The sequence below is a fragment of the Conyzicola sp. genome, assembly GCF_046714715.1.
Classification (GTDB): Bacteria; Actinomycetota; Actinomycetes; order Actinomycetales; family Microbacteriaceae; genus Conyzicola.
Genome location: NZ_JBKKAD010000038.1, coordinates 1 through 12323, shown reverse-complemented (window position 1 = coordinate 12323; position 12323 = coordinate 1). Strand labels below are relative to the sequence as shown.

Here is a 12323-nt window from a genome sequence, read left to right as displayed (position 1 = left end):
CCCGGAGTGAACCGCTCGGCCTCGGCCACCCAGTTGCCGACGACCGAGGTCGGGGCGACGACCAGGAACGGGGCCGGCGGTTCGACCGGCTGCTGCTTGGCGTATGCGATCAGCGCGAGCGTCTGCAGCGTCTTGCCGAGCCCCATGTCGTCGGCGAGCACCCCGCCGAGCCCGTGCCGCCACAGGAAGGCGAGCCAGTCGAATCCCTCCTGCTGGTACGGCCTCAGGGTGGCGTTGACGCCGCCGGGCAGGGGAGTGCTCTCCACCCCGTCGGCTGCCATGAGCCCGGCCGCGGTGGCGCGCCACGAGACCGCCTGCTCCGTTTCATCCGCGAGGTCTTCGAACTCGGCCCAGAGGCTGGCCTGGTAGCGGCTGATCTTGGGCGCGTCGGTCTCCCACTCGGCGAGGCCGGATGCCTCGTCGATCAGCCGTTTCAACTCCTCGAAGACCGGCTGCTGCAGCGAGAGGTAGGAGTTGTCGACCAGCAACAGCTTCGAGTGCCCCTTCGAGAGGGCGGTGAACAGCGGGCCGAACGGCACCCTGCGCCCGTCGACGCTCACCAGCACGCCTAGGTCGAACCAGTCCCGCTTGTCGGTCTCGACGGTCGTGACCACGAGCGTGGGAACCTCGGTGAGCTCGCGGTAGTCGGGCTGCTTGCCGATGATCTCGACCCGCACCCCGTCGACCTTCTCGAGCAGCGGCAGCACCTGCGAGCTGAATTCGGCGGCGGCCAACCCCTGCAGGGTCGCCGCGACCGGCAGCTCGTCGAGCACGTCGACGACGCGCACGGTGATGGCGGCTTCGACGGCGGCGTCACCCGCGTTCTCCCACGTCCATTTAGTCTTCAACGACTGTTTGCGTCCGAAGCTCACCGAGAGCACGAGTGTCGGCGGCTCGAGCTGCGGCAGCTCGACGGAATCGTCGGAGCTCGCCACCACGATCGTGCGGCGCAGCGACGGGTAATAGTTGGCGAGAAATTCGTCGACGTCGTCGGCCGGGATCTCTACGCGGCTCTCGCGGCCGAGCAGGGCGCGCTGCTCACCGGTGAGCGGCACCGCGGTCGGGGCGAGATTCACCACGGTCGGCCCGAACGTGGTCGTGTACACCCCGTGATCGGCGATGGCGCCCGCGGCAGCCAGGGGCAACGGTGCGGCGTCGATCGACAACACCGGCGAGAGCACGAGCCCCGTGTCATCCGAGCGCGAGGCATCGAGGCGCACCTCGGCGACCGCACCGACCCGCACGACGGCGTCTTTCTTCGCACCGATGAACTCGACCCCGATGCGGCGGGCGTCGGCCAGGAGGCGCCAGAGCAGGTCGCTGTGGAACTCGTCGAGGTAGATGTAGTCGGAGTCTTGGCCGGTGTAGACGTCGCGCGTCGTGGCCCGATAGAGCGCCGCGAACTGCGCGAACCAGCGCTGGTGCTCGTTGTTGAGGGTGAGGCGGTTGGTCTGGAAGCCGAGAGAGTTCCACGTGACGTTGCCGCGCACCCAGTTGCCGGCCGCACTCAGGATCGCGGGCCGCACCCCGAGCCGGTACTCGACGCCCGCCTCGCGGCTGGTGGCCGTGGTCGCGGTGGGTCCGCGCCAGCGGTCACGCGTGCGCGGCGTCTGTTCGCGCAGTTCGAATTGAAGCGCCAGCGGTGTCTCGGTGGTCAGGACGCCCAGGGCCTGCGCCACCGAGGGTTCGATGAGCGAGCCGAGCGCCGCCTTCCAGTCGACTACCGCGGGCGCAGCGGGCACGGCCTTCGTGGCCAGGTCGCTGCCGCGCGTCACCCCCGCGATCGAGGTGAGGGGTTCGCGCAGGTGGATCGTGTTGCACTGCAGCAGGGTGGCCGCGACGTGCTTGCAGTTGGCACCGACCGCGCACGAGCAGTTGCCGCTCACGGGGCGGTGATAGCCGTCGCGGGCGGGAGCGAGCTCGATGTGGCAGCGGTAGGGGTTCTCGAGCGAGCCGCGCACCGTGCTCGACAGCAGGCCGGATTCTTCGTCCCACTCGATCTCGGAGACGGCGTCGTCGCGCGCATACTCGCGGCCGCGCTGGAACGCGCCCTGCCCGACGAGCCGTACCAGGTCGCGCACGTCGACGAGGGGAGCTGCGTCAGACGACATGGGTCAATCGTCCCACGCCCCTACGACACCGTCTCGCGGATTGAGCCTGTCGAAATCACCAGTACTCCCGCGCCAGCGGCCCGTTGTCGCCGAGCAGGCGCCAGACGGTTTTCGTGAGCCCCGGATGCTCGAGCGCTATCTGCCGCAGAACGCGGTATTCACGAGTCGGCGACGGTCTGCGGCCGTCGTTCGCGTTGATCGCGTCGGCTCGCAGCAGGTAGACGACGAGCTCGTCGACGGAGGGCAGCTCTTCCATAAACGCCCACGGGTCTTCGCCGCTCATCAGGCGTTCCTCGACGATGGTCTCCCGCTCCTGCTGGGCCTCGGCCCGCAGCACTTCGAGACTCGCCCGGCCGCGGGGGATGTGGTTGTTCACGGCCATCGCTTAAGCCTACGCGCGCAAGGCCTTGCGTGTGGCGGTCGCGCTCGGCGACGCTCGACAGATGTCTGATATCTCTGCCCCCACGTTCGAACCCCGCTATGCCATCGTCACCGGGTCCGACTCCGGCATCGGCCGCGAGACCGCGATCGCCTTAGCCCAGGACGGCCTCGACGTCGGCGTCACCTGGCACTCCGACGAAGACGGCGCCAACGAAACCGCGCGCCTCGTGCGTGCCGAGGGACGTCGGGCGGTCGTCGCCCAACTCGACACCTCAGAGCTCGAGGCCTGCGGCGACGTGATCGACGCTCTGGCCGCCGACCTCGGCGGCCTCGACGTGTTCGTCAACAACGCGGGCCTCGGCCAGCACACCCCGTTCCTCGAACTCTCGCTCGACGACTGGCGCGACATCATCGCCACCGACCTCGACGGGGCGTTCGTCTGCCTGCAACGGGCGGCGAAGATCATGGTCGAGGCCGACGCGGGCGGGCGTCTCGTCGCGGTGACGAGCGTGCACGAGCACCAGCCCCGCGTCGGTTCGAGCGCCTACGACGCGGCCAAACACGGCCTCGGCGGCCTGATGAAGTCGCTCGCCCTCGAACTCGGCGAGTTCGGCATCACCGCGAACTCCGTCGCCCCCGGCGAGATCTCGACGCCGATGAACAACGCCGAGGCGGGCGACGCCGCAAAAACGCACCGCCCGGGTATTCCGCTCGGCCGTCCCGGCCACCCGCGCGAGATCGCCGACGTCATCGCATTCCTCGCCTCGGCGAAGGCGAGCTACGTCACGGGCGCGTCGTTCGTGGCCGACGGCGGCATGCTGCAGATGGGACCGCAGGGCGGCTCGCACCTCGTGTCCGACGCCTGGCGCCGCGGCTAGGGCCGGTACTGCACGACCTTGCGCCCCTGCACCATCAGCCCGATGACGGGCACGAGCAGCAGTCCGAGCGCGACGAGTGAGCCGAACGTGGCGAGCGCGAGGGTGATGAGCACGCTCGCGGCGAGGAGTGCGATCGTCGCGGCGTAGTAGACCCGGCGACCGGTGAGCGCGAACGCGGTCGCCGCGGCGGCAAGGGGGAGCAGGCGCAGCACCACGTCGGCCGTCGAGTAGGGCAGCGCGCCGCCGAAGTACGAAATGATGCCCGCGACGAGCATCACCGCCAGCCAGCCGATGATGAGCCAGCGCGGACCGCGCGGCGGCCCGTCGGGGTCGATCGTCGCGATGATCGGCGCCTCGGCGATCACGCGCTGCATCACCCGGTGCGCCTCGGTCAGTCGCGCGAACTCCGCGGCAGCGGCGGCGACCTGATCAGCGGATGCGCCCGAGAGCCGATCGGGGTGCACCAACCTCGCGCGGGCGCGGAAGGCACGTTCCACGTCTTCGGCCGAGGCGTTCGGGCGCAGCCGGAGAACTTCGGCCGCGTCTTCGGGAGTCATGTGTCAACTGTGCGCCCTGACCGCCCTCGCCACCAGTGGCCGCTACACCACCTCGAGGGCGATGTGTTCGCCCTCGGGCAGTTCGACCCGAACCGTGTCGCCGGGCATCACCGCTCCACCGGAGATCACCGTGCTCATAACGCCCGACTTGCGAATAATGCTTCCGTCGTCGTCTTTGCCGACGAGAGCCTTCATCAGGCCGCCTTGGTAGGCGTTGATCTTGGAACAGGGGCTACGCAGCCCGGTCACCTCGACCACCGCGTCGGAGCCGAGGTGGAGGCGCGTGCCGAGGGGAAGCGTGAGCAGGTCCACCCCGCTGGTCGTCACGTTCTCGCCCAACTCGCCGGCTCTCACGACGAACCGGTCGGCAAGCTCGGCGAAGAGCTCCTGCTGGATGAGGTGCACCTGGGTGAGGTTCGCGCGGGTGGGATCCTTCTTCACGAGGTAGAGGTGCTGTGTCGTCACCCCGGCGTGCGCATCACCCTCGACGCCCCAACCCTCGACGAGGGTGATGGTCTCGGTGGTCGGTTTGCTGAAGGTGTGGGTGGCCGATCGGCTCACCGCGACGACGGCTCCGGGATTCATACTCCGATTCTGTCAGCCGTCGGCGGGGGATTGACCGCGACGCCTCGGGGCCGGAAAGATCGGAGGCTGGCGAGGAGGCCACGGATGACAACCTATGAGCTCGACGACCTCGGTACGACCCGAATTCTGCTTCCCGGAGACGACGACTACACCCGCGCGAGCACCGTCTTCGCCCGCGCCGGTACCCCGGCGATCGTCGTGCAACCGGTCGACGAGACCGAGGTAGCCGCGGCCGTCGATTTCGCGCGCGACAACCGTTTCACCCTGTCGGTGCGCGGCGGCGGACACAGCGGCGGTGGCTACGGCACCAACGACGGGGGAGTCGTTATCGATCTCTCCCAGCTCGCGGGCGTCGAGGTACTCGACGGCGGCCTCGTGCGCGTGGGCGGCGGCGCGACCTGGGGGTCGGTGGCCGCCCGGCTTCGCGACAACGACCTCGCGATCAGTTCGGGCGACACGGCCAGTGTCGGCGTCGGCGGACTCACCCTCGGCGGCGGCGTGGGCTGGATGGTGCGGGAGCACGGGCTCGCCCTCGACCAGCTCGTCGAGGCGCGCGTGGTTCTTGCCGACGGCGAGATCGTCACAGCGAACGAGTTCGACAACGCCGACCTGTTCTGGGCGCTGCGCGGTGGCGGAGGCAACTTCGGAATCGTCACTCGGTTCACCTTCCAGGCGCACCACCTCGACGGCGTCGTCGCGGGAGCAATCCACTACGAACCGGGCGACCTCGCCGCACTGCTGCGCGGCTGGCGCGACGCTATGCGGGAAGCACCCGTGAAGCTCAACACCACGTTTCTGTGGACGCCCGACTTTCCCGGGATGCAGGGCGGGCCGCAGATCATGGTCTGCTACGCCGACTCCGACGACGAGGCGGCAACCGCGGCGATCGCACCGCTACTCGACCTCGGCCCGGTGACCGGCAACACCGTCACGGCGTCCGCCTACGCCGAGATACTCGCCGAGGTGCACCCTTCCGAGGGCGTGCGCATGGTGAACAACAACGCTTTCGCCGCCGACTTCGACGACGCGACGATCGACGATCTCGCCGCCGTATTCGCGCGCACCCCCGGTTCTGTGCTGATGGTGCGATACCTGCGCGGCGCCTTCAGCCTGGTCGATCCGGATGCCACGGCCTTCGCACACCGCGACAGCGAGGTTCTCATCATCTCCGCCGCCTTCTTCGCACCCGACGCCCCCGACGAAGCTGTAGACGCGTACCAGTCGACCTGGAACTCTCTTCTGCCGCACCTGCACGGCCTCTACGGCAACTTCTCCCAGTTCACGAGCGATGTCGCGACGCCCCTCATGTTCCCGCCGACCACGCTGGCCAGGCTCGAGGCGGTCAAGACAGAACTCGACCCTTTCAACCTGTTCGACCAGAACCACAACATCCGCCCCCGGGCCGTCGACTGGCGTTAGCGCCCACGCGCCCATAGTGGAGACTGGACGGGTGCCTGCACCCATCGAACTCCCCGCCGCCCTCGCCACGACGCTCACCACCTGGTTCGACGAACGGGAGATGGTGAGCCCCTCGGTCGACTACGCCGTGTTCGACCGCACAGGGGTCGTCTTCCAGCACGGAATCGGGGAATTCCAGCTCGACGGCCGCGCACCCCGGGTCGACACGGTCTACCGCATCGCGTCGATGTCGAAGAGCTTCGAGATGGCGGCTGTGCTCGTGCTCGTCGAACGCGGGTTGCTCGCGCTCGACGACCTCGTCTCCGACCACGTCGCCGAGTTCACCGACCCGGTCGACGCGTTCGGCGTTGCGGCCCCGGTGACCATCCACATGCTCATGAGCAACTCCTCGGCGCTGCCCGAGGACAACGGCTGGGCCGACCACGAACTCGGCCTCTCGCGCGCCGACTTCCTCGCGGTGATCGCCCGTGGCCTGCATTTCGCCGGCACCCCCGGCTTCGGCTACCAGTACTCGAACATCGGGTTCTGGCTGCTCGGCGTGATCGTGGAGAACGTCAGCGGCCAGTCGTTCGAAGACTTCGCGACGACGACCCTGCTCGAGCCGCTCGGCCTCGGCGACACCCGCTACTCGGTGGGGGACTACCCGCAGTCGGACGCTGCACGCATCGCGCACGGCTTCGGCACCTTCGACGAGGGCGCCACCTGGTTCGACCGCCCCGTCGTCGGCACCGGCATCGGCGGCTGCGCCGCGAGCATGTTCAGCACCGTCGCCGACATCGCCGCGTGGAGCGGCTGGCTGTCGAGCGCCTTCGACGCGGACAACGCGGATGACACGGTGCTCAGCCGTGCGTCGCGCCGCCTCATGCAGCGCATCCACACCTCGATGCCCGCGCCCGCCGACCGGCCGGCCGAGCAGCAGCTCGAGGGCGTCGGATACGGTCTCGGCCTGATGGTCGAGAACGACGTGCGGTTCGGCCTCATCGCCCAGCACTCCGGCGGCCTCCCCGGCTGGTCGTCGAACATGCGGTGGCACCAGGAGTCGGGCATCGGCGTCGTGGTGTTCGCGAACACGAACGGCGTGAAGCCCGGCATCGCCGCCACCGGCATGCTGCGCGCCGTGCTCGACGAACTCGACCCGCCGGCGCTCGACATCGCGATCTGGCCGCAGACCGTCGACGCCGCGACCGCAATCGATGAGGCCATCCGCGCGGGCGGCGACATCACCGTCGCCGAGTCGATCTTCAGCCCGAATCTGCTCAGCGACGTGCCGGCCGACGTGCGCGCCGCCCGGCTGGCGAAGCTCGTCGGCGAGATCGGTGGTCTCACGGCATCGGCCGCCGCGATCGGCGACCGTCTGATCTGGGCGACGAGCGAGGCACACGTGGCGTGGTCGATACCGGGCATCAACGGCGAGCTCGAGTGCCGCATCGAGCTGACGCCCACGGACCCTCCCATGGTGCAACGACTTGAGGTGGAACGCCGTGTGCCGGTGACGGCGCTTTCAAGCGTCATCCGCCACTATCGCCCCGTCACCTCCTAAGCTCGCTCGCATGCGCTCACGCTTCAGAGTCCTGCTCACCCTGCTGGGCGTGGCCGCCCTCGTGGCGGGCGTCGCAACGCCCGCGGCCGCGGACACCTCCGACTTCGAGTTCTCGCTCTTCGATGCCGACTACGTTCTGAGCCAGGCCGCCGACGGCACCTCGGCCGTGCAGGTGACCGAGACGATCGTCGCCGAGTTTCCCGACTACGACCAGAACCGCGGCATCGTGCGGGCCCTACCGCTCTGGTACCAGCGGGCGGCACTCAACCCGACGGTGACCTCGGTCGTCGACGAGAACGGCGCGCCGGTCTTCTACGAGGAGGTGCGCGACGACGAGTTTCTCGTGCTCAACCTCGGCACCGACGACTACGTCTACGGCGCGAACACCTACGTGATCAGCTATTCCATGCAGAACGTGGTCGGCACCTTCGCCGACCAGGGCGACGACGAGTTCTACTGGGACGTCAACGGCACCGGCTTCGCGCAACCCTTCGCGCGCGTCTCGTCGACGGTAGTCGTCGACCCGGCCCTCGCCGGCACCCTCACGGGCGAGACCGCCTGTTTCCGGGGATCGCAGGGCGACACGAACGGATGCGCCCTCACCACCTCGACGGATGCCGCCGGCGCGACACTGTTGAGCGCCGACGAGGCCGGTCTCGGGCCCGAGCAGACGCTCACCGTCGTCGTCGGGTTCGCCGAGGGAACCTTCGTGCAGGGCGAGAAGACCCAGCCGATCCCGCGCGTGCCGTCGGCCGACACTCCCGCGCCGTGGTGGTCGAATCTGCTCACGGGCATCACGGGTCTGGGGGCGCTGGCACTGCTCGCCGTCGCCGTCTTCTCCCGGGCCAGGCGGGGCAACGGCGCCGCCGGACGCGGCACGATCATCCCTCAGTACTCCGTGCCGGAGAACCTCAACGTCATGGTGGCCGCGCACCTCGTCGACCGCGGCGCGAACGCCATTCCCGCCCAGCTCGTCAGCCTCGCCGTGCGCAAGAACCTGCGCATCCTCGACTACCCGGTCACCTCGAGCGGCGCCGAATACACGCTGCAATACATCACGTCCGCGGGTGCCGACGACCTCGAGCTTCGGCTGCTCGTCGCGATCTTCGGCACGGATCCGGAGGTCGGCGCGGTGCGCGAGCTCACCCCCGACGACGAGTCACTGGGCAGCGCGGTCAACGCGGTGTCCGACTCGGCCAAGGCCGACGTCGAGTCGACGGGACTCCGTTTGCCGCTGAAGCTCGCCGGCATCGGGTTCGCCCTGCTCGCCGGTCTGACATTCGCCGTGGCGGTCGCGAACCAGATCGCCACCATCGCGGCCTATTCCCTCGCGCCCTGGCCCCTCGCATCCATTCTGATCTCGATCGTCGCGGCCGTCGTCGCGGGGCTGCTCGTGCAGCGCAAGGGCCATCTGACCCCGCGCGGAGCCGAGACCAGGGACTACCTGCTCGGCATGGAGGTGTACCTGAAGCTCGCTGAGCAGGAACGGTTCCGCATGCTGCAGAGCCCGGATGGCGCGGAACGCATCGACGTGGGTGACACGAAGCAGGTCGTGAAGCTCTACGAGAAGCTCCTACCGTTCGCCGTCATCTGGGGTGTCGAAGACGAGTGGACCAAGGAGTTGGAGATTCGAGCCGCGGAGGCCGACGTGCAGCCCGACTGGTTCGTCAGCCAGAACGGCTTCACCGCGCTCGCCCTCACCTCGGCGCTGCGCGGATCGTCGGGCGCCATCTCCTACGCGGCACCGACCTGGGAGAGCGGCGGCGCAACCGGCAGCTCCTTCGGCTCGGGCTTCGGCGGCACGGGCGGCGGGGGATTCTCCGGCGGTGGCGGTGGCGGAGGTGGCGGCGGAGGCCGTTGACGATGATGGATCTGACACCGCCCGACCTGACACCCGTGTATGCCGAGCTCGCCGACCGCCGCGCGTTTCTCGCCGGCCTGAGTGAGACAACATTCTTCGACGTCGAACCGGGATCGGTGCTCGCGAGCGACGACGCCGCGTTGGCACCGCTCAGCCTCTCCGAGGTAGCGCGCGGCACGTTCATCGCCGCCACCGAACAGCTGGTCGACGTGTCATCCGTCGCCGCCCGTTTCGCGCTCCTGCGTTCGTCCCTCGAGTCTGCGGCCATCGCCATCTGGCTGCTCGAGGCCGACGACCCGACCGAACGCGCGACCCGGCTGCTCTCGGAGGTCTGGGGCGACATCCGCGATTCCGACCGGCTCGCGACGTCGCTCGGCGGGGCGCTCGATTCGCTCCCGCACCAGGAACGCGACTGGAAGGCCGCGCACCGCGGGGTCTTTGCCGAGGCCGACCCGGTCGCTCGTCAGATGCCGGTGGCGATCGCGAAGAAGATCGACGTGGCAGCGGTCGTCGTGGCCGACTTCACCGAGGTGCCGAACGCCGCCGCGGCCATCCGCGGCAGCTGGACTGCCTTCGGCGCCATCGCCCGCGGGCGGTCAGGCTCGTTCGACCCCGACGCCGGAGCGGACGCCATGTCGGCGGGATCGATCTCGCTCGTGCTCGACGTGCTCGAGACCGCGGCGAGCCTCTATCACGTGCGGGCCGTGGGAACGAATTAGTCGCTGTCTGCGCGCGGAGCGACCTTGCCTCGACCGCTCACGAGTGCGGGGTCGGGCGCGGGGAAGTCCTCAGCACCGGCGTAGGCGGGGTTCGCGTTGAACGCCTTCAGCATTTCCTCGAACACGATGAACTTGATGTTGGCGCCGTTGTTTCTCGCGATCGTGATGCGCCGCAGGCTCTGCTCGCCCGCGGGGTTCTTGGTGGTGATCTTCGCCGGATTGCCCTTGATGTTGCCCACCCACACGGCGAGGGCGACCTTGGTCGTCGAGCCGATGAGCCAGTTCTGGTGCGAGCCGTCGGTGGTGCCGGTCTTGCCCATGATCGCGATACCGTCGCGGGGGTTGGCCGAGACCGCGGTGCCGTTGGTGAAGACCCCCTCCAGCGCGTAGGCCGCCGTGGCGGCGATATTCGGTTCGATGGCCTGCGCACACTGGGGCGCCTCGCCGCCCAGGTCTTTGCCCAGGGTGTCGACGATGCGGTCGATCGCCGTCGGCGCGCAGTAGACACCGCCCGCCGAAATTGTGGCGACAGCGGCGGCCATCGTGAGCGGGGCGATCTCGTTCGTACCGAGGATCGACGAGGGGTTGGGCTTCAGTTCGGTGCCGTCGGCGCGGTGCACGCCCATGGACACCGCGACATCCCGGATCTCACAGAGGTCGAGTTTCTGCGCCATGCTCGCGAACGCACCGTTCACCGAGCGGGCGGTCGCCGAAAGGACCGTCTGATTGCCGCCTTCGCCGGAGGTGTCGTTGCCGACGTCGAACGCCTCACCCACGCCTGGCACCCCGTCACACTTGAACTGGTTCGCCGGGATCACCCGCTCGTTTCCGTTCACCGACTCGCGAACGGTGTGGCCGGCCTTGAGCCAGTCGACGAGCGTGAAGATCTTGTACGTCGAACCGGTCTGGAAACCGTTCGACCCCCCCATCGCGTTATCCGTGTTGAAGTTGATCGAGGTCTGCGCGGCGGTGGCCTGCGGGGTGTTGTTGTACGACTTGTTCTGGGCCATCACCAGAATCTTTCCGGTGCCGGGTTGCATGGCCACTGCGGCCGCACCCAGGTCGAACCTCGCTTCATCCGCGGGCGCCCGTGCGTTGAGTTGCGCCTGCGCGACATCCTGCTGGTTGAGGTCGAGACTCGTGTAGATCTCGTAGCCGCCACGCTTCCAGTTGGCGTTGCGCTCTTCTTCGGTGGCTCCGAGGGCCGTCAGGAAGGGAACCTTCTTGACCACGTAGTCGCAGAAGAACTGCGCGTCCGAGGCGTACAGGCAGCCCTGCGTCGGCTCGGAGAGCTTCACGTAGGACTCAATAGGGGTCGCGATCGCCTCGTCGTGCTGCTCTTGGGTGATGTGCCCGTACTCGAGCATGTTGTTGAGGATGAGGTCGCGACGCGTCTGGTTCTTGGGGTAGTTCGCGGGATCGCCGAGGTTGAACGAGTCGGGCGTCTGCACCGTCGCGATGAGGCTGGCCGACTGGGCGAGGGTGAGGTCTTTCGCCGAGGAAGAGAAGTACCGCTCCGCGGCGGCCTCGACGCCGTAGGTCGCACGGCCGAAGCCGGCGACGTTGAGGTAGCCGAGCAGGATCTCTTCTTTGGTGTACTTCTTCTCGAGCGCGATCGCGAGGCGGATTTCCTGCACCTTGCGTGTCGGCGACTTGTCGATGGCCTCGACGTAGGCGGCCTCGCGCTCCTCTTCGGAGGGGAGCTGCTGCGACTCGTGCACGCGGATGTTCTTCACCAACTGCATGGCGATGGTCGACCCGCCGGAGTCGCCCGTGTTGGTGAAGTAGCCGAACGCCGCACGCGCCAGCGACTTCGGGTCGACAGCCCCGTGCTCGTAGTAGCGGTGGTCTTCGCCGGCAACGGCCGCATCCTTGAGGAACTGGGAGACCTCGTCCCACGCGAGGTCCTCGCGGTTCTGGTCGAACACCTCCGCGATCTTCACGTACTGGCCGTCGCGCGTAGCGTAAATCGTGTTGCGCTGCGCGGTGTCGCCGAGGCTGATGTCGCTGGGCAGCGCATCGAAGGCGTCGAGCCCGTCGCGCGCGGTGACCCCGGTCACCGCGGCGATCGGCGCGAGACTGGTGGCCACGAGGAGGCCGGCAACGATGCTGGCAACGACGAGCCCACCGAAGCCGCGCACGATGTTGCGCCTGCTGCGGTCGGGCTCGTACTCTACTGATCCGTTGTCGAACATGTGTGTCTGTGTCCCCAAATTACGAAGGTCGTGCGGACCTGGCCCGGATGCGTCACCCCCGGTGACTCTCGCGGCAC

10 protein-coding genes are annotated in these 12323 nt (G+C 68.5%); 5 read left to right on the top strand and 5 right to left on the bottom strand.

Annotated features, from left to right (window positions below; genetic code table 11):
• Positions 1–2111, bottom strand: a 2111-nt coding sequence (locus tag ACLQ6X_RS03285; RefSeq protein ID WP_411698743.1) for an SNF2-related protein, incomplete at its 3' end; no start/stop codon positions are given.
• Positions 2112–2166: 55 nt separating this feature from the next.
• Positions 2167–2493, bottom strand: coding sequence for a tryptophan synthase subunit alpha (locus ACLQ6X_RS03280; RefSeq protein ID WP_188509339.1), 327 nt, complete (start codon positions 2491–2493; stop codon positions 2167–2169).
• Positions 2494–2554: 61 nt separating this feature from the next.
• On the opposite strand from ACLQ6X_RS03280, the gene ACLQ6X_RS03275 reads away from it, so the two are divergent.
• Positions 2555–3370 carry an SDR family oxidoreductase gene (locus ACLQ6X_RS03275; protein ID WP_411698742.1) on the top strand — a complete coding sequence of 272 codons (816 nt, stop codon included), beginning with the start codon at positions 2555–2557 and terminating at the stop codon, positions 3368–3370.
• On the opposite strand, the gene ACLQ6X_RS03270 is transcribed toward ACLQ6X_RS03275, so the two are convergent.
• A complete protein-coding gene (locus ACLQ6X_RS03270; protein WP_411698741.1) occupies positions 3367–3927 on the bottom strand; it encodes a DnaJ domain-containing protein in 561 nt (186 codons plus the stop codon). The two genes, ACLQ6X_RS03275 and ACLQ6X_RS03270, sit on opposite strands and share 4 nt — an antisense overlap.
• Before the next feature lie 42 nt (positions 3928–3969).
• On the bottom strand, positions 3970–4512 hold the full coding sequence (locus ACLQ6X_RS03265) for an MOSC domain-containing protein (RefSeq protein WP_411698740.1): 543 nt from the start codon (positions 4510–4512) through the stop codon (positions 3970–3972).
• Between the two features lie 84 nt (positions 4513–4596).
• Between ACLQ6X_RS03265 and ACLQ6X_RS03260 the strand changes: the two genes are divergently transcribed.
• Genes ACLQ6X_RS03260 through ACLQ6X_RS03245 form a run of 4 tightly spaced genes read left to right on the top strand, consistent with a single transcriptional unit; the run spans position 4597 to position 10051 of the window.
• A complete protein-coding gene (locus tag ACLQ6X_RS03260) occupies positions 4597–5931 on the top strand; it encodes an FAD-binding oxidoreductase (protein WP_411698739.1) in 1335 nt (444 codons plus the stop codon).
• A 31-nt stretch (positions 5932–5962) separates the two neighbouring features.
• Complete coding sequence (locus ACLQ6X_RS03255) at positions 5963–7471, top strand: serine hydrolase domain-containing protein (RefSeq protein WP_411698738.1); 1509 nt, start codon at positions 5963–5965, stop codon at positions 7469–7471.
• 10 nt (positions 7472–7481) lie between these two features.
• Positions 7482–9332, top strand: coding sequence for a DUF2207 domain-containing protein (locus tag ACLQ6X_RS03250; RefSeq protein WP_411698737.1), 1851 nt, complete (start codon positions 7482–7484; stop codon positions 9330–9332).
• Positions 9333–9334: 2 nt separating this feature from the next.
• On the top strand, positions 9335–10051 hold the full coding sequence (locus ACLQ6X_RS03245) for a hypothetical protein (RefSeq protein WP_411698736.1): 717 nt from the start codon (positions 9335–9337) through the stop codon (positions 10049–10051).
• Here ACLQ6X_RS03245 and ACLQ6X_RS03240 read toward each other — a convergent pair.
• Complete coding sequence (locus tag ACLQ6X_RS03240; RefSeq protein ID WP_411698735.1) at positions 10048–12246, bottom strand: transglycosylase domain-containing protein; 2199 nt, start codon at positions 12244–12246, stop codon at positions 10048–10050. The two genes, ACLQ6X_RS03245 and ACLQ6X_RS03240, sit on opposite strands and share 4 nt — an antisense overlap.
• Positions 12247–12323 lie beyond the last annotated feature (77 nt).

Excerpts from the sequence above, each read along its gene's own strand:
- ACLQ6X_RS03275 (WP_411698742.1), top strand. The coding sequence starts at position 2,555 with ATGTCTGATATCTCTGCCCCCACGTTCGAACCCCGCTATGCCATCGTC.
- ACLQ6X_RS03250 (WP_411698737.1), top strand. The coding sequence starts at position 7,482 with ATGCGCTCACGCTTCAGAGTCCTGCTCACCCTGCTGGGCGTGGCCGCC.
- ACLQ6X_RS03280 (WP_188509339.1), bottom strand. The coding sequence starts at position 2,493 with ATGGCCGTGAACAACCACATCCCCCGCGGCCGGGCGAGTCTCGAAGTG.
- ACLQ6X_RS03265 (WP_411698740.1), bottom strand. The coding sequence starts at position 4,512 with ATGAATCCCGGAGCCGTCGTCGCGGTGAGCCGATCGGCCACCCACACC.
- ACLQ6X_RS03270 (WP_411698741.1), bottom strand. The coding sequence starts at position 3,927 with ATGACTCCCGAAGACGCGGCCGAAGTTCTCCGGCTGCGCCCGAACGCC.
- ACLQ6X_RS03260 (WP_411698739.1), top strand. The coding sequence starts at position 4,597 with ATGACAACCTATGAGCTCGACGACCTCGGTACGACCCGAATTCTGCTT.
- ACLQ6X_RS03240 (WP_411698735.1), bottom strand. The coding sequence starts at position 12,246 with ATGTTCGACAACGGATCAGTAGAGTACGAGCCCGACCGCAGCAGGCGC.
- ACLQ6X_RS03245 (WP_411698736.1), top strand. The coding sequence starts at position 9,335 with ATGATGGATCTGACACCGCCCGACCTGACACCCGTGTATGCCGAGCTC.